Origin of the sequence: Nocardia sp. CA-135398, from assembly GCF_050955845.1 — a bacterium.
Taxonomy (GTDB): domain Bacteria; phylum Actinomycetota; class Actinomycetes; order Mycobacteriales; family Mycobacteriaceae; genus Nocardia.
The window spans coordinates 4804569-4827608 of sequence record NZ_CP192084.1 but is presented as its reverse complement, the minus strand read 5'-3'; the positions used below and the strand labels follow the sequence as shown (position 1 = coordinate 4827608).

The following is a 23040-nucleotide window of genomic DNA, read 5'->3' as shown; positions in this document are numbered from 1 at the left end:
ACACGATCCGTCTAGTGGACCAAAGCGGGTTCTGCGTGCTAGCGTCGCGGCACCCCTGAACATGACCGGGATCACACGTCGAACGGTGGGGCGCGAAGGCCCGCCGCGACATCAGCAGTGTTGGAGGACTTGCCATGCAGCCGACCGTCGACTCGATGCCGCCATCGTCATCGCAGACGGCTACCGCGCCCGTCGTGGTGCGGATGGAGGGAGTGAACAAGCATTACGGCAGCCACCACGTGCTGCGCGATATCGAGCTGGACATCCACCTCGGTGAGGTCATCGCGATCATCGGGCCGTCGGGGTCGGGCAAGTCGACGCTGTGTCGCACCATCAACCGGCTCGAACCCATCAGCTCGGGCCGCATTCTGCTCGACGGCGTCGAACTGCCCAGTGAGGGAAGACAATTGGCCAGGCTGCGCGCCGAGGTCGGCATGGTGTTCCAGTCTTTCAACCTGTTCTCACACATGACCGTGCTGCAGAACGTCATGCTGGGGCCGGTCAAGGTGCTGAGCGTCGCCGAACAGGACGCCGAGGCGACCGCGCGGCGGCTGCTGGACAGGGTGGGCGTGGGCGACCAGGGCCAGAAACTGCCCGCACAGCTGTCCGGCGGTCAGCAGCAGCGCGCGGCGATCGCCCGGGCGCTGGCCATGCGGCCGAAGGTGATGCTGTTCGACGAGCCGACCTCGGCACTGGATCCGGAAATGGTGACCGAAGTGCTCGAGGTGATGAAGGAGCTCGCCGACTCGCAGATGACCATGGTGGTGGTCACGCACGAGATGGCCTTCGCGCGCTCGGCCGCTGATCGGGTCATCTTCATGGACGGCGGCCGCATCGTCGAACAGGCCCCGCCCGAGCAGTTCTTCGCCGCGCCCGAATCCGACCGCGCCCGGGACTTCCTGTCCAAGGTGCTGCACTGAGAGCGAGTGAGTCGACGATGAAATTCCCTCGGAGCGTGTTGATTCCGCTCGCCACCATCGCGGCGATCGGCGCTGTCGCGGTATTCGGCACCCAATCGTCGGTGGCCACCGGGATTTCGCCCCAGGTCGCGCAGTCGCCGCAGTTTCCCGCGGGCTCCACCATGGAGCGGATCGCCCGGTCGGGAGTGCTGCGGGTGAGCACCCGATTCGACCACCCGGGACTGTCGGCCCGCAATCTGCGCGGCGATCAGGAAGGGTTCGAAGTCGACCTGGTCCGCTATATCGCCGGACGCCTCGGGCTATCACGCGACCGCATCGACTGGATCGAGGGCAACTCCGCCAGCCGCGAAGAACTGCTGCAGCAGAACAAGGTCGACATCGTCGTCTCGACATTCTCGATCACCGCGAAGCGGCAGAAGGTCGTCGGGTTCGGCGGCACCTATCTCGATGTCACCAATGACCTGGTGGTCCCGAGCGGCAACCCCGAGCACGTCAGCGATCCGCACACGCCCTCGGGCATCCGAGTGTGCTCGACCCTGGGCGGTGCTGTCTCGGCATCGCTGCGGAAGGAATTTCCCGACGTGAACCTCGTAGAGTTCGACGTCTCCTCCAAATGCATCGACGCGCTGAAGAACGGCTCGGTGGACGCCCTGGCCACCCAGGGGCCGATCGGCGCCGGTTACGTCAGCAAGAACTCCACCGACCTCGAAATGCTGAACAAGCCGTTCACCAACGAGGTGTGGGGCGTCGGAATCACCAAGGGCGACAGCGAATTCTGCGCGTTCCTCAACACCGTGGTGACCGAGTTCTATACCGACGGGTCGGCCGACAAAGCCTGGGCCGACAGTCTCGGCCGCTACACCACTCAACGGCTCACCCTGCCGAAACAGCAATCGTGCAGCTGATCGCTGCCACCCGCTTTCGAGGACCATTCCATGCATGTCGTCATTGACAATTTCGGCGCACTGTCGCGGGGTTTCGCGATCACGCTGAGCCTGATCGGGCTTTCGACCGTGCTCGCGCTGATCGGCGGAACCGTACTGGCCATCTTCCGCGTCTCACCTATACCGTTACTGCAGAAGATCGGCGCCGGTTACGTCGAGACCTTCCGCAACGTGCCGACCACTGTGATCTTCTTCTTCACGCTGTTCGGCTTCCCGCAGCTGGGCATCCGCATTCCCTTCACCGCCGCGGCCATCGCCGCGCTGAGCATCTACTACACCGGATTCTTCTGCGAGGCGATTCGTTCGGGCATCAACGCCATCCCGCGCGGGCAGTTCGAAGCCGCCCGCGCGATCGGGCTCACCTTCGGGGCGTCGATGCGCTTCATCGTGCTGCCGCAGGCCTTCCGCGGCGTGATACCGCCGCTGATCAACGCCTTCATCGCCTTGACCAAGAGCTCCGCCATCGCCAGCGCCTTCGGAGTCGCCGAGCTGCTCACCCGCGCGCAGGGAGTCATCGGTGAGAACAGCGATGCGGTGTTGTGGGTGCTCGCGGCGACCAGCCTGCTCTATCTGGCGATCACCGTGCCCGCGGGAATGATCGCCAACTTCGTCGAACGGAAGGTGGCGATAGCGCGATGACCACGACAGCCATGTACGACGTCCTTGGCCCACGCAGTGAACGTCGCGTCCGCCTCGTCGGCCGGATCGGGCTCGCGGCGGCCGCGATCGTCGGCGCGGCCTTGATCTACCAGCTCGCCTCCCACCACCAACTGGACCCGCGGCTGTGGAAGGTCCTGCTCGATCGGGATCTCATGCGCACCGTGCTCGCCGGACTGGTCGCGACCGTCCAGTGCGCGCTATTCGCGGTCGTGCTGTCGATCCTGGGCGGCATTCTCCTTGCGGCCCTGCGTCTTTCCGAGAACGCGGTATTGCGTGCGATCGTGCGGGTGTGGGTGGAGATCTTCCGCGGCCTGCCGCTGCTGCTGTTGATCTTCTTCATCTTCCTCGGCGCGCCGCGCCTTGGCATCGTGGTGCCGAGCTTCTGGGCGCTGACTCTGGGAATCTCGCTGTACAACAGTGCGGTCATGAGCGAGATCTTCCGCGCGGGCATCGTGTCGCTGCCGAAGGGCCAAGCCGAAGCGGCCGCCGCGATCGGCCTGCGCAAGGCGCAGACCTTCCGCATCGTCCTCATTCCGCAGGCCGTGCGAATCATGCTGCCCGCCTTGATCAGTCAGCTGGTGACCGTGCTGAAGGAGACCTCCCTCGGATTCATCATCGGCTACACCGAGCTGCTGCGCAGCGGCCGCATCGCGGTCGAATACCTCGGCGGGCAGTACGCCATACCGATCTACACCCTCGTCGCCGTGGTCTACCTGCTGGTCGATACCACCCTGTCCCGACTGGCTCGGCGCATCGAGAGCTGACCGCGAGCCGCGGCGGCCGGACCGGCCGAAGTGGGCGCCGGGCGGGGTAGGTTCGGGGGCGTGGGCAGGGGATCGAAGTGACGGGCGCGGCGGATCTGGCGGCACTGGTTGGTGTGGCAGTGGATTCGATGACCGATCTCGGATCACATCATTCGTGGACGTTGTATCGGGCAGTACTCGGCGACGGGCGCGAGGTCTTCGTGAAGGCCGCGCTCGACCAGGCGTCGGTATTCGCGGCGGAGGCGGCCGGGCTGCGTTGGCTCGCCGCGGGCGCGCCGAAGCTGGTGCCCGAGGTGCTGGCAGTAGATGACGCGATGCTGGTACTGCCCTGGGTGCCCGCGGCCGCGCCGACCGCATCCGCAGCGGAGCGTTTCGGGCGCGAACTTGCTGCGCTGCACCGGGATTCACCAGGCTGGTTCGGCGCACCGTGGCCGGGTTGGATCGCTGATCTGCCCCTGGACAACACCCAGACCGATGGCTCGTGGGCGCGCTGGTACGCGGATTACCGCCTCGCCCCATATCTGCCGAGAGCCGCCGCAGATCTCGGTCGCGACGGAATTCGCTTGCTGGAACGCGTGATCGAGAATATCGAAACCCTCGCGGGCCCACCCGAACCACCCAGCCGCATCCATGGCGATCTGTGGTCCGGCAACATCCTGTGGACCGCCGACCGCGCGCTCCTCATCGACCCGGCCGCCCACGGCGGTCACCGCGAAACCGACCTCGCCATGCTCGCCCTCTTCGGCGCTCCACACCTGGACCGAATCCGCGCCGCCTACCACGAAACCCACCCCCTCGCCGACGGCTGGCAGGCCCGCATCCCCCTGCATCAATTGCACCCACTCCTCGTGCACGTCGCCCTCTTCGGCAGCTCCTACCGATCCCGAACCCTCGCCACCGCCACGGCCGCCCTCGCCCCATCGCACCGATAACACCGCAATTCGTATCCGAGGCGCACGGACTCAGCGGCGCAATGCGGTTTCCCCCTGCATATGCGACAACTTCTCGGGATTGCGGACGGCGTAGAGACCGGTGATGAACCCGTCGTCGATGCGCACCGCCATGACCGTATCGAGTTCGCCATCGAGCCGGATAACCAGCGCCGGGAAACCATTGACCTCGGCCGGTTCCAGCGACCAGGCAGTGACTCTGTCCGACAGCGCGCCCAGGAGGCGGGCCACCTTGTCGACTCCCGTGACCGGCCGCGGCAGGGCCTGTTTGATTCCGCCACCGTCACCCAGGAGCACGACATCGGGCGCGAGCATATCGAACAGACCCTGTATATCGCCGGTTTCGAGCGCCCGCTGGAACGCCGTGAGCACATCTCGGCTCTGCGCCGCCGAAACTGGCCCGCGAGGTCGACGCGCGGCCACATGTGCGCGGGCACGATGGGCGATCTGGCGGACCGCGGCCGGTGTTTTGTCGACGGCAGCGGCGATTTCGTCATAGGGCAGGTCGAACACTTCGCGCAGCACGAATACCGCGCGCTCGATCGGGGCAAGCGTCTCCAGCACCAGCAGCATCGCCATCGAGACGTTCTCGGCGAGTTCCACATCCTCGGCGACGTCCGGCGTGGTGAGCAGCGGTTCCGGCAGCCAGGGGCCGATATAGGACTCTTTGCGGCGTCCGAGCGCGCGCAGTCGATCGAGGGACTGGCGGGTGGTGATTCGGACCAGGTAGGCGCGCTGGTCCTGCACGGTGTCCAGGTCGACGCGCGCCCACCGGAGCCAGGTTTCCTGGAGCACGTCCTCGGCGTCGGCGGCCGAGCCGAGCATTTCGTACGCGACGGTGAAGAGCAGGTTTCGGTGGGTGACAAAGACTTCGGTGGCGGCATCCGCACTCACGACTGCGCCCCCGGCGTCCGGAACTGTGTGGCCACGGGAGGCTCCTGTCTGTTGGATCTCGACGGCGTCGCTCACCAGACGCCCGACCACCACATTCTGTGACAGCAGGGGCACGTGACGGGCATCACGTCCCCGAGTTGGGCGACATGTCTGATGCACGCCCCGATCGCGATACCCGGAGTCGCCGACGACAAGGAGAAATCCCGGCTCCGGGGGATGAGTTCAGCTCGTCTTCGCGATGACCTTCTCCGCGAACCGGGACAGGTGCGCGATCTTGGTGTCCAGCGATTCGGTATCGGGTTCGGTGGTGTAGGGATAACGGAAACCGACGATCACATCGGTGACACCCTTGTCCTCCAACCGCTTCACACCGTCGACGGTGAAGCCGTCCAGCGAGATGACATGGATCTCGAAATCCTTGCGCGTGCCGTATTCGGCACGCAGGACATCGAGTTTCGCGAGCAGCCGGTCCAATTCGGCCGGATCCCCACCGGCATGCATCCAGCCGTCGCCGCGCTGAGCCGCGCGGCGCAATGCCGGGCCGCTGTGTCCACCGATGAGGATCGGAATCGGCTCGGTCGGCACCGGGCTGATCTTGATGGGCGGCAGATCGTAGAACTCCCCGTGATATTCGAAATAGCCGCCCGCGGTGAGCCCGCGCACGATATCGATGCATTCGTCCATGCGTGCACCGCGACGTTCGAACGGCACACCCATGATTTCGAAATCATCCGGCCACGGACTGATGCCGACGCCGAAGCCGAACCGGTTCCCGCTCAATGCCGCGATCGAGGCGGCCTGCTTGGCGACCAGCACCGGTGGACGGATGGGCAGCTTCACCACGAAGGGCGTCAGCCGCAGTGTCGTCGTGGCCGCCGCGATGGCCGCCGACAGCACGAAGGCCTCGATGAACGGCTTGTCCTCCAAGAACTCCCGATTGCCGTCCGGGGTGTAGGGGTAGGTGGCGTCGGACTCCTTCGGATAGGCCACACTGTCGGCGATCGTCATCGAGGTATACCCGGCAGCTTCCGCGGCCTGTGCCAGCGGCACATAGAAGGTCGGGTCCGTCATCGTCTCGGCATAGGTGAATCGCATCTCAATCGCCTTCCATACGTTCGGCGCTGCGCGCCCTGTTCGATGCGGCACCGGATAGGCCCGCGCGCTGAGGGAGTTCGGCACCTAGGCCCATGGATTCGAAAACCCTTCCGGAATCAGAGAATCGAACATCGCCTTCATATCCGCCGACAACCGCATGAGCTCGACAGCCGAACCCAGCGCGCCTCCATCGAGATAAGCGAACTCCATCCCGACGCCCTCGAACGCCCCGCGCGCCAGCACCTCGGCCCCGCACGCCTCCGCATCGGCCAGCGCCGCGTCGTAGTCCTCGGGCACCCACGCGACGTGATGCAGTCCGGGCCCGACGCTGTCCAGATGTTCGGAATACAAACTGGTCCCGGACTTTGGCTCGATCAACTCCAACTGCTGTGCGCCCGCATACCCCAGTGCCACCGTGATCGTGTAATCGGCGGGCGCGCCACGCAATTCGCACGACTGCGGTCCGAAGTGCACGTCCGGGATGGTGAACCACTTCGCGACGCCGAATCGGTCGGTGAACTCCCGCTGCGCCGCCTCGATATCGCGCACCACCCAGCACAGCTGGAAGATCGGGCCGCGCGCGATGGTCATCGGATCACCTCGAGTCTGCTGGACGAAGACCGCCGCGTCTTCGTTCCGTACGGCCCCAATTAAGCACTTCCGCTTAACCTCGTCAATACTCGGGTTCAGTACAGTGCTGACATGGATCCGCGCGCCGCACTGCTCGACGCGGGCGAACGACTCATCGCCGAACGCGGCGTCGACGTCCCGCTGCGCGATATCGCCGCGGCCGCGGGCCAACGCAACAATTCCGCGGTGCACTACTACTTCGACTCCCGCGGCGGCCTGCTCGAGGCCATCGTCGACCGCAGAATGAATTGGCTCGAAGACCGCCGAATGGGCCTGCTCGCCCGATACGAAACCGAAGGCACCGCACACCAGATCCGCACCCTGGTCGCGATGCTCGCCGCCCCCATCCTCGAACTCATCTGCACCGCACAGGTCACCCACTACGGCCGCTTCCTCGAGGTGGTGCGCGCCCACCCCGTGATCGCCGACGCCCGCCGCCTCGCCGGCGCCGACCGCGCCGCCGTCCGCATCATCGCCACTCGCCTGGACGCGGCCCTGCCGCAACTGCCACCCCGCCGACGCCGCCAGCGCCTGGAAACCATGACGACCGTCATGTTCGCCCTGATCGCCGACTACGAACGCGCGCTCGAAGCGGGCGTGCGCACCGCGGACCCCGGCGGCGACACCGCCGAGATCATCGACATGATCGTCGCAATGCTCACCGTGCCGGTGCTCCACGCGACTTCAGGCGGTGCGTGAGGTCAGCAGGTGGCCGGCAGGTCGAGGCTGGCCAGCAGGTCGATTACCCGCTGGCGGATATCGTCGCGGATCGGCCGCACCTCGGCCAACGGCAGCCCGGCCGGATCGTCCACCCCCCACTCCTCGTACCGGATGCCGGGCACCAGCGGACACACGTCGCCGCACCCCATGGTGATGATGACGTCGGCGGCCAAGATGATCTCATCGGTCCAGGACTTGGGAAACTCATGGGAGATATCGATGCCCACCTCGGCCATGGCCGCGACCGCCGCCGCGTTCAGCGCCCCACTCGGCTCCGACCCACCGGACCAGGCCAATATCCGACCCTGCGCGTAATGCTCGAAGAACCCCAGCGCCATCTGCGAACGCCCGGCGTTGAATGTGCACAGGAACAGCACCACCGGGACCTCGTGCTCCATCCGACCCTCCACCTTGGCCCGAGCGTGCAACTGCTGCCTGGCGAAGCGCTCGGCCAGCAGCGGCAGATACAGCTTCACCGGCGCCCGCGCCCCGAACTGCGCATAGGAGTCGTGCAGGAATCGGTGAATCGTATTGGCGTCGAACAAGATCGTGAACTCGCGGTGCAGGCGCCGCTCGGCACGGGCGAGCGCCGTGCCGTGCACAATATCGAGGAGTCGGTACGCCGGAGTGATCTCGGCGTAACCGGCCCGGTTCGTCCGCTCGGGCATAGCCACAATAGTGAGGGTGACACCAGCGGCCCTGTGCGGCAACCAAACTGGCGATGAACCCCAACGAACCCGCAGACCACAACGCGGCGTACCGCCGACGAACCCCCCGACACAGTGCGCCGCGAAACCGTGAGCGCAGAGAACCCTTTGCCGATCGATCACCGCGGGACTGCGCCATCACCCCTCACGCGAACGCCTCGTCAATTCAACTGTCGCCGAGCGCAATTCGTCGGCGGAATCGAGCGGGGACGCATAGCCGACTCGCGTTCGCGCCAGCCCGCGTGGCGTCACGACCCGCAAGTCCAGCCCATACCGGTCGGCGCGTTCGCAACTCGCCTCCGTCGCGTCCGGATATCCACCCAAGACCTGCGCCATCGACAACAGCGCGTCCGCGTGATCGTCATTCAGGTGCGTGATCGCCCGCCCCGCCACCGGAACAACCGGATCCGGCGCGGCGGCCAGATACTGCTCCGCGGTCGCGGAATCCATCCGTCCGTACCCACCGACCCATCGAACTCGCCGCACCCGCAACACCCACAGCGAAAAATCGCTGTAGTCCACGTAGTACTTCGCCGCCGGCACCGCCGCCAGATGCGCCGCACGCGCCGCCGCAGCCTCATCGCCGACCGGACGCTCCACCACACCGGCCAGCGTGATCCGAGTGCCGGCCAGCGGATCCGCGGGAACATCAGGCGACACCACCGACAAGCTGGCCCGCGGATCCGCCGCGAGATTGCGCCCGTGCTCGGCCATCCGCGATACGCACAGCACCGGCTGACCCTCCAACAACCCATAGGTGACAAACGACGCCCACGGACCGCCGTCCTCACTCAAACTCGCCAGCGTCGCGATATTCGTCGCCGCCGCAACGGTTCTGGCCTCCTCGGCCGCCGACGGCCGGACCGAATTCACCACCGGCGCGGTCGGCTGCGGAATCGAAGGCGCGTCGCCGGGATCACCGTGATCGAGAGTCATACCCTCCATCCTCGCAGGGACCACGGCAGCGCCGACATCGCACACTGAAACGGCGAAGACCGCATCTCGAACGGGGCGATCGCGCGCGCAACGGCCGCGGATCGGCAAGACTGGCGTGCGTGACCAGATACGCATTCGACGCCGACCGCAACGCCCTCGTCGCCATCTGGGCGACCGGACGCGGCGATCTCACGAGCACGGTAGCCGAGCTGCCACCGATAAACCATGACCAGGCAACGAGTTTGGCGTCGAATCTGACCACCCTGTCCCGGTTCCAGTGGCGCACCTACACGCATCCGGCGAGCGCCGCGGGCGACCCCGACGTCCCCAATAGCGAGGCCTGGCGGCGCGCGGAGGAGCGCCGCAACTTCAAGGAGGTCGAGGCCGGAATCCGCACTCCGAACCTGCCGACCGACCACGGCCTCGTCGTGTCCTACAGCGGCGTGGTCGAATCCGCGCACCGCGTCGGGCGCACCCTGCACGCCATCGACGACTCCGGCCTGCGCGACACCATCGCCGCCGAGGTCCGCACCGAACAGGCCGCCATCGAATCCGCCGAACTCGGCGATCTGTCCGGTCGCGCACGCCAAGCCGTCGAACTCTCCCGCCCGGATGTCTCACCGGCCCAGGTACAGGCCGCCGACGACCTGCTGCGCGCCGACCCGCTCGGCACGGTGGAACTGTTCACCGAACTCGACCCCGCCTCCGCATCCGTCGCGGCCGCACACTGGCTCTACGCCGCCGCCGAGGTCGCGGGTGAACTCTCCGGCGTCCCGACCGCCGATGTGGTCGTCGAAGCCGACGATATCGAGGCACTGCAGGTCGAAACCCCGACCCTGGTGCTGGAGCGCCTGACCGGCGGCGAAACCCCGACCGACATCGTCGTCGACCTCATCGCCGAGGCCATGGCCGTATCCGAGGGGCACGTGCCCGCCCCATGGGCAGTAGTGGGCCGCGTCGCCGAAATCGAAGAGCAGGCCCGCAAATTCGATCTCGACGGCGCGTCCCGCGCCGCCCTCCTCGACGAATTCCGGATCAGTCGCCTCGACCCCACCCGCCCGGCCCTGGACCTGCTGGAAGATCTCCTCGACGGTATCCGCGGCTGCCTACTGCTCTACTCGGCCCACACCGCGGGCGCCGACGCGCAAGTCGAAGCCCAGTTCGCCGCCGACGTCAGAGCGGAAGCCGACACCCACCCCGACCAACTGTTCTGACCGTGCGCCGCCGATCATCCGCAGCGCACCGACTCCTGGCGCACATCGGCGGCCAGCCAGCGCAGCAGCGCCTGGTAAACCGCGTCGTGGTTGAGCAGGGTGAAGTGATTGGCCCCGGGGAGATGCAGACCATTGGCATCGTCGAAACCGATGCGCCGGGCCCGATTTCGGCCGGAGCCACTGGCCGGTAGCACCAGGCCGTCGCCGATGATGTGACCGAGCGGATGGCGCGGGCTGCGGGTGATCGAGGCGGTGACGAAGTAGTGATCGGCGCAGTCGAGCAGCGGCACCTCGCGAACGACCCTGCGGCGCAAGGCATCCGCGTCCAGGCCGTGCCAATCCTCATCGACGAGCGAGCCGTGGCGCAAGTCGCGAATGCCCGCGCTGCGGCGGCGCAGCAGCCGTCCGAAGGGCCGGGTCTCCGGAATTTTCACCAATGCGGCGGAGGCATAGTGGACCAGCTGCTCCAACGGCGCGCCCAAATGCGGTGATCCGAGACAGACGATATGCCGCACCCGACGCACCCACGGCAGGTCGGCCTGATCGGCGTCATAACATGCGCCTCGCGCGATCAGGCCGCCCATGGAATGTCCGACAAAGGCGATCTGCTCGACCTGCACCGGCCAGTTCTCGACCAGCCGCTGCAGCATCCCGTTCAGCAGACGGGCGTTCTCCGAGATGTGCAGCCCGCTGTTGTATCGAACCATCAGCGCCGTGCAATCGAGATCGGCTTCGAGCCGCTCGGCATAGCTGGGCCGCCCGCCGAGCCGCCACGCGTGCTCGGTCTCCACCAGACCGTGCAGGAAGACCACGATGCGCGGGCGTGGATTCGACACCACATCGCCGACCCACCCCGGCGCGACCGGCTCACCATTGATCCGAAAGGTCATCGGCCCGGCCAGAATCGGCCGTTCGTCCTGGAGACTGTCTCCGATCAACCCCTGCAATGCCGCGAGGAATCCGGAGCCGTACACGGTGCGGGAGGGCACCGGAGCGCCGGGCATATCCATGGCGCGCTCGGCAAGCGCTCCCACGGTTACCGCGGTGCCGCCGACCAGCCGATACACCCCATCGGTCAGCGCATCGTGCACCACCTTGACCGGCTGCGCCGCAGGACCGACACCTAGTCGCACCACCGCGAACACGCGGTCCGAGACGGCTCGATGCACGGCGGCGATCCCCTCGATCGCACCACCCAACTCATCGCCCGCCAACCGGGCGAGCGCCTGAATCTCGGCCTGTCGTTGCCGCTCGGGCTCACTCATTCACTCAGTGTACAACTGTTCACTGAGATTTTCGTGTCGCAGCGCGGCCTAGGAAGGTATGTGGCTGACTCCGACCGCGGTTTCGGTGAGACTACCGAGATAGAGGGTGCCCTCATGCTCGACGACGCCGGTGACCATCGCGAAGTCGGTGCCCTCGGTCTGCAGGTCGTGCACGACCTTTCCGTCGAAGTCGACGGCCATCACCCAGGCCGTGCGCGGCGGTTTGGGCTGGACCCATTGCGGTAGCGCCCACACGATCCGGCGCAGCATGCCGGGCAGCGGAAGTAGGCGGTCCAGCAATGGATTTCGCGGTGACGGCAGAGTGATCCACACCAGGCCATCGCTACCGAGAGCCATATTGTCCGGGAACCCGGGCAGGTTCTCGATCAGACGGTCGCAGGTGCCCGCCTTCGGTCCGGTCAGCCAGTATCGGGTCACGCGGTAGGCGCCGGTTTCCGCGACGAGCACGCAGGACCCGTCGGGAGAGAGGACCGCGCCATTGGCGAATTGCAGTCCGTCGATGAGGGTTTCGAGCTTGCCGGACGGATCGAGGCGGAACAGCCGACCGGTGCCGGAATGCTCCAGCAGATCACCCATCCACTCATCGAGCGGATAACGGCGCGACGACGAGGAGAAGTAGATCGTGCCATCCTCGGCGCGAACCACATTGCTGACGAAGGGGAGTGGTTCGCCGTCGACCTCGTCCACGAGCACCACGATCTCGCCCGCGCTGTCCAGTCGCAGCAGGCCGCGATCGAAATCGCAGATCAGCAGCGAGCCATCGGCCTCGGCATGCATACCGAGCGGCCGGCCGCCGGTGTTCGCCAGCAGCCTCACGGCACCGTCCGCTGGATCGATGCAGTAGATCGAACCGTCATCGACTCCCGCGATGATCCGCCCGTCGGCGGTGCGCACCACATCCTCGGGTGCCGTACCGGGCAGCTCGAATCGCGCGACCTGGGGAAGTGGTGTGGCGCTCCGCTTTTCGCGAGCCCGGGGTGGGGCAGGCGGTGGTGTCCAGCGCCGCGGCTGCATTGTCGATCCGACGACCATGGCTCACCCTATCTCGGCATCGACAACCCACAGCCGTAGAACGGGACTCAAATGACATGCCCATACGTAGATATGCGCATCTAGACATGTATTCACCTTTCAGGGGATGGCAAACGACATGCGTCCGGCTTCGCCGAACGCGGCATCGAAGAGAGGAGGGCGCCCATCGCTTGGTGCAACATAGGAGCAAAAGGTAAGTGGCAGTATCGGATATCGCGTCGTGGGCACAGATGGGGGAGAAGGGGAGGGCCGTCCTTCACGTCGTGGTTTCCGGGGCGGGGCTGCCCAGCGCGTCAGCGATACAGGGCGGTCTCCTGCTGCAAACGCGACAGCTTCTCGGGATTGCGCACCGAGTAGATCCCGGTGATGAGGCCGTCATCGATGCGCACAGCTACGACGGCGTCGATGTCGCCATCGAGTCGCAGGATCAGTGCCGGGTAGCCGTTGACGAAAACAGGTTGCGCGGACCTCGCCGTCAGGTTTCCGAGCGCGGCGGCGAGGAAACCCGCGACCGCGTCGGCACCGACAATGGGCATCAGCGCGGCCTGTGCGATTCCGCCGCCGTCGCCGAGGAAGACGACTTCCGGTGCGAGAATGTCCAGCAGGCTCTGCAGTTCGCCGGTTTCGATGGCGCGCTGGAACGCCGCCAGCGCGTCTCGGCTCTCGTCCGCGGAGACCACTCCGCGTGGGCGGCGTGCGGCGACGTGTGCTCGTGCCCGGTACGCGAGCTGACGGACCGCGGCCGCGCTCTTGTCGACCGCCTCGGCGATCTCGTCGTACTCGAGATCGAATACCTCGCGCAGCACGAACACCGCTCGCTCGATAGGCGTGAGGGTTTCCAATACCAAAAGCATCGCCATCGACACGCTGTCGGCCAGCTCGATGTCCTCGGCGACATCGGGCGCGGTCAGCAAAGGCTCGGGCAGCCATGGGCCCACGTAGGACTCCTTGCGGCGCCCGAGCGCACGCAACCGGTCGAGCGATTGGCGGGTGGCGATGCGGACCAGGTACGCCCGCTGGTCCTGCACCGTATCGAGATCGACGCCCGACCAGCGCAGCCAGGTCTCCTGCATCACGTCTTCGGCGTCAGCGGCCGAGCCGAGCATCTCGTATGCGACGGTGAAGAGCAGGTTGCGGTGCGCGACAAACGTTTCCGTCGCGGAGTCCGGACGGTCGTCGCGGCTGCTGCCCGCGCGGCGGTTTGCGGCCGTGGACTGCGACATGCCGGGCATGGGCTGCTCCTGTTCACTCTCGGTTCCGTCGCCCATCAGACGTCCGATCCTGTCGTTTCGTAACAGCGAAACAGGGGTGGTGTGCGTCACATTCGTGTGCTGTTACGCGAAACGGTACGCCGCCGTCTCATTGTCGTTCAATTCAGCACAACAAGTGAGGACCGAAGTGATGGAACCTCGTTTCAACCTGAACGGCAACGAGCTCGGCGCCAAGATCGGCAAGCGGTTCGCCAGCACCAGCCTGGCGATCATGGAGTCGTCGCTGCCGAAGTCCACGGTGGAGCTGGTGGAGTTGCGTGCCAGCCAGATCAACGGCTGCGGTTACTGCGTCGACGCCCACGCCAAAGAGTTGGCGGCAGCTGGCGAACCAGCGGTTCGGATCAATCTGGTCGCCGCCTGGCGTGAGTCCACCGTGTTCAGCGAGGCTGAGCGGGCGGCACTGGCGTTCGGGGAGGAGGGCACTCGCCTCGCCGACGCGAATCTCGGTGTGTCCGATGAGACCTGGGCTCAGGTGCGCAAGCACTACGACGACGACCAGATTGCCGCGCTCGTCTACTTGGTGGCCATGATCAACGCCGCCAACCGGCTCTTGGTGATCACACAGACCAAGGGCGGCTCGTACGTGCCCGGCACGTTCGAGAGCGTAGCGAGCTGACCCATACGCGGACCCCGGTCCGGCCCAGGACAATTCGGGCCGGGTCCGCGGATGGGGGAGCGCTTTCGACGCGCAGGAGCGGGCCGGACGGGCGCGGCCGTGAGCGAAAGCAGTTCAGGGGACATATCCGGTGGACCTGCGAGACGCAGAGTCGAAAATACATCCGCCTATTTAGATATGCGTATTGAACTATATAAATGTCATACCCATAACTCACCCAGTCCTGAACACTCCAAAACCGCAAGGACCAGCAGGGACCCCCGCGGCGGCCAGTGACGGCCGCAGCGGCGGGGGACCGCGGATTGCGGGGGACTAGGGATTGACGGAGAAGACGTGCCAGAGCACGGCAAGTGTGGCCAGCGTGAACAACGGTGAGAGAATCCAGGTTTCGACCTTGTTCCCGGTCCGTTCGATCACGGGCACGCAGGTACGCAGCGGGAACGGCCAGAACAGTCGGCACCCCTTATCGGTGAGGCAATCACCGGCGAGGTGGGCCAGCGCCCCGAGCCCGACAGCGAACGGCAACCACGCCGGTTTATCGGTGATCCAGTGATCCATCGCGAATGTCCCTGCCGTGGCGAGGATAATCACCGTGCCCCAGGCCTCGATGCCCTCGCCGGAAGGGCACAGATGCAGTGCCCGCACCGCGAGCGCGAGCAGGAAGAACACCAATGCCAATGTGAAATATCGTCCGAGCCAATGCTCACCTGCCCAGGTTCCGTAGGCGACACCGATGACGAAGGCGAAGGAGTGCGTGGCGTGCCGATGCCCACCGGAGATCCAGGAGATCAAGCGGCACAGGTGATAGGAGATCGGACCGAGTACATGCGCGATGGTGCCGTTGGGATGGTCCGCATCGGGCAGCAGCGCGGCCCCTGCTGTCAGAAAGGTACCGAGCAATACCTCGACGGCACCGAGATGCGCGTCGCCAGTGGGCAATACCGGATATACCAACGCCGAGATGGGCAGCGTGGCCGCTGCCACCGACCAGGCGAAAGCGCCACTGGTCGCATGTGAATGTCCTAGCACCGCATGAAGGTTAGTTGACCACAACCTGTTTCAAACAAACGCGACTAACCGGTGGGTGAAAATGTATCGGGGGGAGGAGATTTCACCGAGAGCGGCCAGAGGCGGTCGGTGTGCCCATTGTGCATGGAACAACCCGCGAACGGTCCGTCGGGGTCGAACAGCATGTCCATATGGCTGTCGGCATGGTCCAGAAACCATAGTGACAGGCCCAATGTGTCGTTGAGCCGATAGAGTTCCCAGGAGCGCCAGAGCGCCTCGAGGCGTGCCACGGCCTCGGTGTGCCGCCACCATTCCGGGCACCAGGCCAGGCCGTTATCGGCCACTTTGCGTCGATAGACCTGGGCCAGGTAGTTCTCGACGAACTCCACTACCGATCCGTAGACGTGTGTCCGCTGCTCTTTCATGGCGCCCCCGAGGCCAGTGGCATTCCAAACAGCTTCGAGAGTAGTCACGAAATCTACTGAGGTCCTTTGGGAAACCTTTGAAAAAGCTAACCGTTGCGTCGCGCACGCGGATTCACGATGCGATCGAGGGCGTGCAGATCCGATTCCAATGCGTAGTGCACGCGCAGCGCGCCGACGAATGCGAAAAGACTGACCACGCACAGGATGACGATGGCACCGATCACCATCTGCTGCTGTGCCGCGTCGAGATAGACCAGACCGCCTGCCACCCCGATCAGCGGGACCGACGCGGCGATGCCGAGATAGATGCGGCTGCGCCGGGCGAGCCGTCGCAATCGGACGGTGTCGTCGGGGGAGGTCTGCCCGGCACCGAGCAAACTGGGGTAGTACCAGCGCAGTACGAAGAAGGTGATCGGGAAGTAGGAGTACACCACCGCGACCGCGGCCGCGACCAGATGGGATGCGATGAGGTTGACGGTGAATCCGGTGGACAGGTCCGCGGTGTAATGAAGTTGGGTCAGGAAGATCACCAGGGATAACACCCACCCGGCGAACCCGACCACCGCGATGCGGTCGCCGCATGCGAGCGTATCGGCGCGCGCTCGCGTGAGGGTCTGCTCGTCGAAGTGCTTGCCGCGCCGCAATCCGTCGGGAACCAGGAACACCAGACGGCACCAATACAGGAGGGCGAGAATGCCGGCCGGGTAGCCGATGGCGCCGAGCAGCGTTGCGAGACGTTGGAGTTGGGCGCTCGCATCGGCGGTGAGTTGTGCGTCGAGCAAGCGCGTGTTGTGCGCGGAAAGATAGAGCGCGCCGAGGAATTGTCCGAGCATGCTGCACAGCGTCACCACCGGCATCGGCCGCATCCGCAGTTTGGCGCGGATACTGCGCGTTGGCGGGTCGACGAGGTCGCGGGCGGTGCGGTCCAGGGTGAGGTCGAGTTGACTGGCGAGTTCGGCGCCGGTGGCGAAGCGGTCGGCGGGATCGGGGGACAGGCAGGTGAGCAGGGCATGCTGCAGTACCGGTGGGCAGTCCGGTGGGATATCGGCGGCGTAGCGGTCGGGGACCGGCCGGCGGCGCAGTTCGATCATCCGTTCCAGTGAGGTATCCGATTCGCCCGCACTGCGTTCGTCGTCGAAGGGGAGTCGGCCGGTGAGCAGTTCCCACAGCACGACCGCGAGTGCGTACAGATCGCTGCGGGTGTCGAGGTCCGCCGCGGTGGTCGCCATGGTCGGATGGCAGGCCTCGAGCTGTTCGGGGGACATATAGGCCAGTGAGCCGCCGAAGTAGGCGGCGGGGCTGGCGCCCGGAATGTGACGGCTGAAGCTGATATTGAAGTCGGCGAGCTTGGGTTGCCCGTCGACGGTGAGCAGTACGTTCGCGGGTTTGATATCGCGGTGCAGCACACCCGCGTGGTTGGCGTAGTCGAGTGCGGAGGCGAGTCGACTGCCCAGCCACGCAACGGTTTCCGGCCAGCTCAACCGCGCGAGTTCGGTGCGGGTGGGGGATGGTTGGGGTTCCAGCACCCCGCCGCTGGCGGCCGCTTCGTCGACGGCATCGAGGAGTAGTCGACCGGTCTTGCCCTCGACGCCGGTGCGGCGCAGCAGCCGCAGCACGCCGAGCAGGGTGCCGCCCGGAACGTACTGCATGTACATCAATTTCAGGTGTTGATCGGCGATTTGGCGTTGATCGAAGACCCGGACGATGTTCTCGTGATCGAGCTGGGCCAGTGTCTGTCCCTCGCTGCCGCGGTCATGGGAGATCTTGACCGCGACGAGGCGCTGCATCGAGCGCTGCCGCGCCAGGAAGACTCGGCCGAACGCGCCCTGGCCGAGCAGGATCAACATATCGAAATCGTCAACGGTCGCACCGGGATTGATGGAGTCGAGCGTCGCGAGTGCGGCCGGGTCGGTCAGGACGGTGCTACGGAAGTGGTCGCCATCGAGGCGGTCGGCGATCCGCGCCATCTGTTGGTAATACCGTTGCTCGTATTCGGTGAGATCCAGATCCTGATCGAATTGTCGACGCGCGGTGATCTCCTCGTAGATCAGATCCGGTGGCAGTGGGGCGCTGTCGAGTTCGGGAAATTCGGCCAGGTATTCGTCGAGGCGTTTTTCGCCCTTCTTGCGGATCGACCGGTGATGCAGATCCACCTTGATCAACTCGATGAGTGCCGAACGTCGCAGCGCGGTCTCGGTGGGTAGATGCGGTGTCAGTTCGGGTGGTTCGCCCGCGGCCTGCCACTCGCCCGCGAAATCGGCGACCGCCCTGGCCAATACGGCCTGAGCAGCCATCGCGCGGTCCCCACCGTGTTCCGGTGGTACCGCGCCGAGCTGGGTATTCATCGTCGGCTCACTCGATCGAGGTTGGTGTCCCGGGACAGAATCGAGAATATTCGATTATCGTCGTCGGTTGCTGATCTTCGCCACCGGAGGTCCGGCCGCGCGTGCTCTGCACATGACGGCGCCCCCGCGAACCATGGGAGTTCGCGGGGGCGCCGCATGAGGAGGACCGGCCGGGGCGGTCGGTCATTCCTCCTTCATCACACCAGGTCGAACCGGTCCAGGTTCGACACCTTGACCCACGCGGCGATGAAGTCGTTGACGAACTTCTCCTTCGAGTCGTCGGTCGCGTAGACCTCAGCGAGGGCGCGCAGCTGCGAGTTGGACCCGAAGACCAGGTCGACGCGGCTGCCGGTCCACTTGACCGCGCCAGTGGCGCGATCGGTGCCCTCGTAGGTTCCGTCATCGGCGGCCGACGGCTCCCACTTCGTGCCCATATCGAGCAGGTTCACGAAGAAGTCGTTGGTCAACGATCCCGGGTTGGCGGTGAGTACGCCGAGCGGTGACTGCTTGTGGTTCGCACCGAGGACGCGCAGACCACCGATGAGGACGGTCAGCTCGGGAGCGCTGAGGGTCAGCAGGTTCGCCCGGTCGATCAGCAGGTACTCGGCGGGGAGCCGGTTCCCCTTGCCGAGGTAGTTGCGGAAACCGTCCGCACTCGGCTCGAGCGCGGAGAAGGACTCCACATCGGTCTGCTCCTGGGTGGCGTCCGTGCGACCCGGGGTGAACGGCACCTCGACGTCATAGCCGGCGTTCTTGGCGGCCTGCTCGACGGCCGCGGCGCCGCCGAGCACGACGAGGTCGGCGAAGGATACCCGGGTGTTCCCGGTCTGGGCGGAGTTGAAGGACTCCTGGATGCCCTCGAGGACGCGTACCACCTGGGCGAGCTCGTCGGGCTCGTTGACCTCCCAGCCGGCCTGCGGCTGCAGGCGGATGCGTCCGCCGTTGGCGCCGCCGCGCTTGTCACTGCCGCGGAACGAGGCCGCGGCCGCCCACGTGGTCGAAACGAGCTGTGCGACAGTCAGACCCGAGGCCAGGATCTGGCTCTTGAGTGCGGCGATATCGGCGGCCCCGATGAGGTCGTAGTCCGCGGCCGGGACCGGGTCCTGCCACAGCAGCGTCTCCTCCGGCACCTCCGACCCGAGGTAGAGGACCTTCGGTCCCATATCGCGGTGGGTCAGCTTGTACCAGGCCTTGCCGAACTCCGCGGTGAGCTCTTCGGGGTGCTCGAGCCAGCGACGGGTGATCTGTTCGTAGATCGGGTCGATCCGCAGCGCGAGGTCCGTGGTCAGCATGACGGGGGTGTGGGACTTGGACGGGTCGTGGGCATCGACCACGGTGCCCGCGCCCGCGCCGTCCTTAGGGATCCACTGGTTGGCACCGGCGGGGCTCTTGGTGAGTTCCCACTCGTAGCCGTAGAGGGTTTCCAGGAAGCTGTTGTCCCACTTGGTCGGGGTGGGCGTCCAGGTGCCCTCGAGACCGCTGGTGATCGCGTCCTTGCCGACACCGGTGCCGAAGGCACTCGTCCAGCCGAGACCTTGCTCTTCGAGCGGGGCGGCTTCGGGTTCGGGACCGACGAGTCCGGCATCGCCTGCGCCGTGGGTTTTGCCGAAGGTGTGACCGCCGACGATCAGCGCCGCCGTCTCGATATCGTTCATGGCCATGCGGCGGAACGTCTCACGGATGTCGACGGCCGCGGCGAGCGGATCCGGATTGCCGTTGGGGCCTTCCGGATTCACGTAGATCAGACCCATTTGGACTGCGGCCAACGGGTTTTCGAGGTCGCGGGTGCCGGTGTAGCGCTCGTCGCCGAGCCAGGTCTGCTCGGGACCCCAGTACACGTCCTCCTCGGGTTCCCACTGGTCGACGCGGCCGCCGCCGAAACCGAAGGTCGGAAAGCCCATGTCTTCGAGCGCGACGTTGCCCGCGTACACCATGAGGTCGGCCCAGGAGAGCTTCTTGCCGTACTTCTTCTTGACCGGCCACAGCAGGCGTCGGGCCTTGTCGAGGTTTCCGTTGTCGGGCCAACTGTTGAGTGGGGCGAAGCGCTGCATACCGGCACCGGCTCCGCCGCGTCCGTCGCTGATCCGGTAGGTGCCCGCGGCATGCCAGGCCATCCGGATGAAGAAGGGTCCGTAGTGACCGAAGTCGGCGGGCCACCAGTCCTGGGAGGTGGTCATGACCTCGATGATGTCGGCCTTCACGGCGGCCAGATCGAGGGTTTTGAATTCCGCGGCGTAGTCGAAGTCCGCGTCCATGGGGTTGGCTACGGCCGGATTCTTCTGCAGGATCTTGAGATTGAGCTGATTCGGCCACCAGTCACGGTTGCTTCCGCCTTCGGCTGGGGACTTGAGGCGACCGGACGTAACGGGGCAGCCGCCGGCGGCGGGTTCCGTATTGGCCTCTCCGATGGGCGGATGTTCCTCAGGCACGGCATTTCCTTTCGGGGGAGTGAGTGAATCGGGCTGTGATCACGGGTGTGATCCGGACATTTGCGCTGTCGAGCAGTCGGGGCACAGGCCCCAATAGATGACCTCGGCCTCGTCGAGTACGAATCCGTTGTCATGTGATGCGGTCAGGCAGGGTGCCTCGCCGACGGCGCAGTCGACATCGGCGATGACGCCGCACGAGCGGCACACGACATGGTGGTGGTTATCGCCGACGCGTGTTTCGTAGCGCGCGACGGATCCCATCGGTTGGATGCGCCGCAGCAGACCGGCGGCGGTCAGTGCGCGCAACACGTCGTATACCGCCTGATGGGATACCGCACCGAGCGTTTGGCGCACATGACCGAGAATCGAGTCCGTATCGGAGTGCGGATGCTCGTGCACGGCAGTCAGCACGGCAATCCGGGGCGCCGTTACGCGCAGCGACACCCCGCGCAACATGCGCTCGAATTCCGAATTGCTGGACACGTTCAAGAGTATGACTGATTCAAGTCTCCACGGGAGGGTTTTGGGAAATCTCGAGACAATCCCACAAACCACCCTGCTCTCCGGTCATGACCGCGTCTGATGAACCCACAAGATCCGCAGTCAGGTGAGTCGCGAGATAGACGATCGCAGCGCGCAGACGATCGGGCTCATCGCCGAATGCGCCGAGTCCGGCATTGCAGGGCGGGCACAACAGTCCGCGCACCGCACCGGTCTTGTGATCATGATCGACAGCGAGGGGGACCTTGAAGAGGGGCTGGCCATCCTTACGAGGTCGGCCGCCGACCTTGGACAGATCGATATCGACTTCATGGAGACCGCAGATGCCGCAGCGGAATTCCTGCTCAGCTCGCAAGCGGTCGTACTGCTCCGGTGTGATCCGGTATTTCGCCCACAGATTGGCGCGTCGTATCTCAGCCGGACCTTGACGTTGTCGTCGAGCGCGTTGATAGCACGCCATGCAAAGCGGGTTAGTCGGATCTAGCCGAGCGATTTGTTTTTCGGGTTTGAGCTGACCGCACCCATTGAGGGGAGAGCAGCGGATCAACTCCGAATCAGGAGTTGGGATCACATCGCGGATTCTGTCAGCAGCCACCGACAGCGGCTTTACTTGACATAGTGTCGATTATCGGCATTAAAACGGAGGTGCTGGAAGTGGGCGGGGCTGGCTGTATGACGTTGGTAGGTATGGGATTTCGCGAGTTCGCGTGCTGAGCGGCTGGCTGACTATCGGCGTTGCGTCTTCGGGAAATGTGTGGCGCGGATGCGTGGTGTCTCCTTGGTGCCCGATTCGGTTGATGTAAATATTCCGGCGAATCCGAGGTTTCGTCGGAGAAACGTTGGAGCGGCTCGGCGGCGACGATCAGGGTCGTTGGGTGCGACTCCCCTTTTGCTGCCCGATGACCCTCAAAACGTCACAGTGACGATTTGAAGGTGTCTACGTGTTCGGTGTGGGTTGGATTGGTTTCGGGTTGTGGGGCCAGTGATTGGTGATTGGCTCTGTTTCGGGGGTCCAGTTGGCGGCAGGCTGGGGTGATGTTGGTTCGGCGGCTGATCGCGCTTTATGTCGGGTTGTGGTTGTACGGGTTTTCGATGGCGGTGATGATTCGGGCCGGGCTCGGATTGGATCCGTGGGATGTGTTTCATCAAGGGGTGGCCGCGCATGTGCCGATCAGTTTCGGGGCGGTGACGGCGCTGACCGGAGTCGCGGTGCTATTGGCGTGGATTCCGTTGCGGCAGTGGCCAGGTCTCGGCACCGTAAGCAATGTCGTGGTGATCGGTGTCTCGGTCGATGTCGGGCTGTGGATGTTGCCGGACTGGGATGTGCTGGCGGTGCGGATCGGTGCGATGGGTGCCGCGGTGGTTTTGAATGCCGTCGCTACGGTGCTGTATATCGGCGCGGGTATGGGTCCCGGGCCGCGGGATGGACTGATGACTGGACTGGTCCGCCGGACCGGATGGTCGGTGCGATTGGTGCGAACCGGGATCGAAGTGACGGTACTGACGACCGGCTGGCTACTCGGCGGCAGCGTCGGCGTGGGCACCGTGGTGTACGCCTTCGGAATCGGTCCGTTGATTCAGCTGATGATTCCGTTCGCCAACCGGTATCTGCCGGGATTCCACGCGGATCGCAAGGCCGAGCCCGATGTTGTTCCGGTAGCGCCTTGACTGTGGCCGGTCGAACCGGCGAGAC

23 protein-coding genes are annotated in these 23040 nt (G+C 65.4%); 9 read left to right on the top strand and 14 right to left on the bottom strand.

Going from position 1 to position 23040, the window contains the following annotated elements:
- Window positions 1–155: 155 nt before the first annotated feature.
- The 5 genes from ACQP1T_RS21285 (at window position 156) to ACQP1T_RS21265 (ending at window position 4220) form a co-directional block, all read left to right on the top strand.
- Window positions 156–920 (top strand): amino acid ABC transporter ATP-binding protein, encoded by a 765-nt coding sequence (locus ACQP1T_RS21285; protein WP_433762291.1) that lies wholly within the window; start codon window positions 156–158, stop codon window positions 918–920.
- Between the two features lie 17 nt (window positions 921–937).
- Window positions 938–1825 (top strand): glutamate ABC transporter substrate-binding protein, encoded by an 888-nt coding sequence (locus tag ACQP1T_RS21280; protein WP_433754801.1) that lies wholly within the window; start codon window positions 938–940, stop codon window positions 1823–1825.
- A gap of 30 nt (window positions 1826–1855) precedes the next feature.
- Window positions 1856–2503 carry an amino acid ABC transporter permease gene (locus tag ACQP1T_RS21275; RefSeq protein ID WP_433754800.1) on the top strand — a complete coding sequence of 216 codons (648 nt, stop codon included), beginning with the start codon at window positions 1856–1858 and terminating at the stop codon, window positions 2501–2503.
- Window positions 2500–3288, top strand: a complete 789-nt coding sequence (locus ACQP1T_RS21270) for an amino acid ABC transporter permease (RefSeq protein WP_433754799.1) — start codon at window positions 2500–2502, stop codon at window positions 3286–3288. The genes ACQP1T_RS21275 and ACQP1T_RS21270 overlap by 4 nt, the downstream gene beginning before the upstream one ends.
- A 77-nt stretch (window positions 3289–3365) precedes the next feature.
- Window positions 3366–4220 (top strand): fructosamine kinase family protein, encoded by an 855-nt coding sequence (locus ACQP1T_RS21265; RefSeq protein WP_433754798.1) that lies wholly within the window; start codon window positions 3366–3368, stop codon window positions 4218–4220.
- Window positions 4221–4250: 30 nt separating this feature from the next.
- Here the strand turns inward: ACQP1T_RS21265 and ACQP1T_RS21260 are convergent, their stop codons facing one another.
- From ACQP1T_RS21260 to ACQP1T_RS21250, 3 genes are all read right to left on the bottom strand, one after another.
- Window positions 4251–5132: an RNA polymerase sigma-70 factor gene (locus tag ACQP1T_RS21260; RefSeq protein WP_433754797.1), complete on the bottom strand. Its 882-nt coding sequence runs from the start codon at window positions 5130–5132 to the stop codon at window positions 4251–4253.
- A gap of 222 nt (window positions 5133–5354) precedes the next feature.
- The gene (locus ACQP1T_RS21255; protein WP_040691299.1) at window positions 5355–6227 is read right to left on the bottom strand and encodes a TIGR03619 family F420-dependent LLM class oxidoreductase; all 873 of its coding nucleotides are present in this window, start codon (window positions 6225–6227) and stop codon (window positions 5355–5357) included.
- Window positions 6228–6311: 84 nt separating this feature from the next.
- Window positions 6312–6818: a VOC family protein gene (locus ACQP1T_RS21250; protein WP_433754796.1), complete on the bottom strand. Its 507-nt coding sequence runs from the start codon at window positions 6816–6818 to the stop codon at window positions 6312–6314.
- Between the two features lie 111 nt (window positions 6819–6929).
- Between ACQP1T_RS21250 and ACQP1T_RS21245 the strand changes: the two genes are divergently transcribed.
- On the top strand, window positions 6930–7556 hold the full coding sequence (locus ACQP1T_RS21245; RefSeq protein ID WP_433754795.1) for a TetR family transcriptional regulator: 627 nt from the start codon (window positions 6930–6932) through the stop codon (window positions 7554–7556).
- Window positions 7557–7558: 2 nt separating this feature from the next.
- On the opposite strand, the gene ACQP1T_RS21240 is transcribed toward ACQP1T_RS21245, so the two are convergent.
- Both ACQP1T_RS21240 and ACQP1T_RS21235 read right to left on the bottom strand, forming a co-directional pair.
- A complete protein-coding gene (locus ACQP1T_RS21240) occupies window positions 7559–8245 on the bottom strand; it encodes an arsenate reductase ArsC (RefSeq protein ID WP_433754794.1) in 687 nt (228 codons plus the stop codon).
- 177 nt (window positions 8246–8422) lie between these two features.
- Entirely contained in the window at window positions 8423–9220 is a 798-nt protein-coding gene (locus tag ACQP1T_RS21235) for a HugZ family protein (protein WP_433754793.1), read from the bottom strand.
- Between the two features lie 119 nt (window positions 9221–9339).
- Here ACQP1T_RS21235 and ACQP1T_RS21230 point away from each other — a divergent pair, with 119 nt between their 5' ends.
- Window positions 9340–10434, top strand: a complete 1095-nt coding sequence (locus tag ACQP1T_RS21230; RefSeq protein ID WP_433754792.1) for a hypothetical protein — start codon at window positions 9340–9342, stop codon at window positions 10432–10434.
- A gap of 14 nt (window positions 10435–10448) precedes the next feature.
- Here the strand turns inward: ACQP1T_RS21230 and ACQP1T_RS21225 are convergent, their stop codons facing one another.
- The 3 genes from ACQP1T_RS21225 to ACQP1T_RS21215 form a co-directional block, all read right to left on the bottom strand.
- A complete protein-coding gene (locus ACQP1T_RS21225; RefSeq protein ID WP_433754791.1) occupies window positions 10449–11699 on the bottom strand; it encodes a lipase family alpha/beta hydrolase in 1251 nt (416 codons plus the stop codon).
- Between the two features lie 48 nt (window positions 11700–11747).
- Entirely contained in the window at window positions 11748–12752 is a 1005-nt protein-coding gene (locus ACQP1T_RS21220; RefSeq protein WP_433754790.1) for an SMP-30/gluconolactonase/LRE family protein, read from the bottom strand.
- Between the two features lie 293 nt (window positions 12753–13045).
- A complete protein-coding gene (locus tag ACQP1T_RS21215; RefSeq protein WP_433762290.1) occupies window positions 13046–13984 on the bottom strand; it encodes an RNA polymerase sigma-70 factor in 939 nt (312 codons plus the stop codon).
- A 169-nt stretch (window positions 13985–14153) separates the two neighbouring features.
- Here ACQP1T_RS21215 and ACQP1T_RS21210 point away from each other — a divergent pair, with 169 nt between their 5' ends.
- A complete protein-coding gene (locus ACQP1T_RS21210) occupies window positions 14154–14639 on the top strand; it encodes a carboxymuconolactone decarboxylase family protein (protein WP_433754789.1) in 486 nt (161 codons plus the stop codon).
- A gap of 312 nt (window positions 14640–14951) precedes the next feature.
- Here the strand turns inward: ACQP1T_RS21210 and ACQP1T_RS21205 are convergent, their stop codons facing one another.
- From ACQP1T_RS21205 to ACQP1T_RS21180, 6 genes are all read right to left on the bottom strand, one after another.
- Window positions 14952–15668, bottom strand: coding sequence for a metal-dependent hydrolase (locus ACQP1T_RS21205; RefSeq protein WP_433754788.1), 717 nt, complete (start codon window positions 15666–15668; stop codon window positions 14952–14954).
- 44 nt (window positions 15669–15712) lie between these two features.
- Window positions 15713–16036 (bottom strand): DUF4913 domain-containing protein, encoded by a 324-nt coding sequence (locus ACQP1T_RS21200; protein ID WP_433754787.1) that lies wholly within the window; start codon window positions 16034–16036, stop codon window positions 15713–15715.
- Window positions 16037–16158: 122 nt separating this feature from the next.
- Window positions 16159–18417, bottom strand: coding sequence for a serine/threonine-protein kinase (locus tag ACQP1T_RS21195; RefSeq protein ID WP_433754786.1), 2259 nt, complete (start codon window positions 18415–18417; stop codon window positions 16159–16161).
- 197 nt (window positions 18418–18614) lie between these two features.
- Window positions 18615–20846 (bottom strand): catalase/peroxidase HPI, encoded by a 2232-nt coding sequence (katG, locus tag ACQP1T_RS21190; protein ID WP_433754785.1) that lies wholly within the window; start codon window positions 20844–20846, stop codon window positions 18615–18617.
- Between the two features lie 39 nt (window positions 20847–20885).
- Window positions 20886–21302, bottom strand: coding sequence for a Fur family transcriptional regulator (locus tag ACQP1T_RS21185; RefSeq protein ID WP_433762289.1), 417 nt, complete (start codon window positions 21300–21302; stop codon window positions 20886–20888).
- A 46-nt stretch (window positions 21303–21348) separates the two neighbouring features.
- Window positions 21349–21942 carry an endonuclease VII domain-containing protein gene (locus ACQP1T_RS21180; protein ID WP_433754784.1) on the bottom strand — a complete coding sequence of 198 codons (594 nt, stop codon included), beginning with the start codon at window positions 21940–21942 and terminating at the stop codon, window positions 21349–21351.
- A gap of 440 nt (window positions 21943–22382) precedes the next feature.
- Here ACQP1T_RS21180 and ACQP1T_RS21175 point away from each other — a divergent pair, with 440 nt between their 5' ends.
- Complete coding sequence (locus ACQP1T_RS21175) at window positions 22383–23015, top strand: YczE/YyaS/YitT family protein (protein WP_433754783.1); 633 nt, start codon at window positions 22383–22385, stop codon at window positions 23013–23015.
- Window positions 23016–23040: the final 25 nt, after the last annotated feature.

Coding starts and splice junctions, on each gene's coding strand:
- ACQP1T_RS21275 (WP_433754800.1), top strand. CDS start 1,856: ATGCATGTCGTCATTGACAATTTCGGCGCACTGTCGCGGGGTTTCGCG.
- ACQP1T_RS21195 (WP_433754786.1), bottom strand. CDS start 18,417: ATGAATACCCAGCTCGGCGCGGTACCACCGGAACACGGTGGGGACCGC.
- ACQP1T_RS21250 (WP_433754796.1), bottom strand. CDS start 6,818: ATGACCATCGCGCGCGGCCCGATCTTCCAGCTGTGCTGGGTGGTGCGC.
- ACQP1T_RS21215 (WP_433762290.1), bottom strand. CDS start 13,984: ATGCCCGGCATGTCGCAGTCCACGGCCGCAAACCGCCGCGCGGGCAGC.
- ACQP1T_RS21185 (WP_433762289.1), bottom strand. CDS start 21,302: ATGTTGCGCGGGGTGTCGCTGCGCGTAACGGCGCCCCGGATTGCCGTG.
- ACQP1T_RS21280 (WP_433754801.1), top strand. CDS start 938: ATGAAATTCCCTCGGAGCGTGTTGATTCCGCTCGCCACCATCGCGGCG.
- ACQP1T_RS21225 (WP_433754791.1), bottom strand. CDS start 11,699: ATGAGTGAGCCCGAGCGGCAACGACAGGCCGAGATTCAGGCGCTCGCC.
- ACQP1T_RS21220 (WP_433754790.1), bottom strand. CDS start 12,752: ATGGTCGTCGGATCGACAATGCAGCCGCGGCGCTGGACACCACCGCCT.
- ACQP1T_RS21235 (WP_433754793.1), bottom strand. CDS start 9,220: ATGACTCTCGATCACGGTGATCCCGGCGACGCGCCTTCGATTCCGCAG.
- ACQP1T_RS21255 (WP_040691299.1), bottom strand. CDS start 6,227: ATGCGATTCACCTATGCCGAGACGATGACGGACCCGACCTTCTATGTG.
- ACQP1T_RS21240 (WP_433754794.1), bottom strand. CDS start 8,245: ATGCCCGAGCGGACGAACCGGGCCGGTTACGCCGAGATCACTCCGGCG.
- ACQP1T_RS21270 (WP_433754799.1), top strand. CDS start 2,500: ATGACCACGACAGCCATGTACGACGTCCTTGGCCCACGCAGTGAACGT.
- ACQP1T_RS21245 (WP_433754795.1), top strand. CDS start 6,930: ATGGATCCGCGCGCCGCACTGCTCGACGCGGGCGAACGACTCATCGCC.
- ACQP1T_RS21210 (WP_433754789.1), top strand. CDS start 14,154: ATGGAACCTCGTTTCAACCTGAACGGCAACGAGCTCGGCGCCAAGATC.
- ACQP1T_RS21285 (WP_433762291.1), top strand. CDS start 156: ATGCCGCCATCGTCATCGCAGACGGCTACCGCGCCCGTCGTGGTGCGG.
- ACQP1T_RS21175 (WP_433754783.1), top strand. CDS start 22,383: ATGTTGGTTCGGCGGCTGATCGCGCTTTATGTCGGGTTGTGGTTGTAC.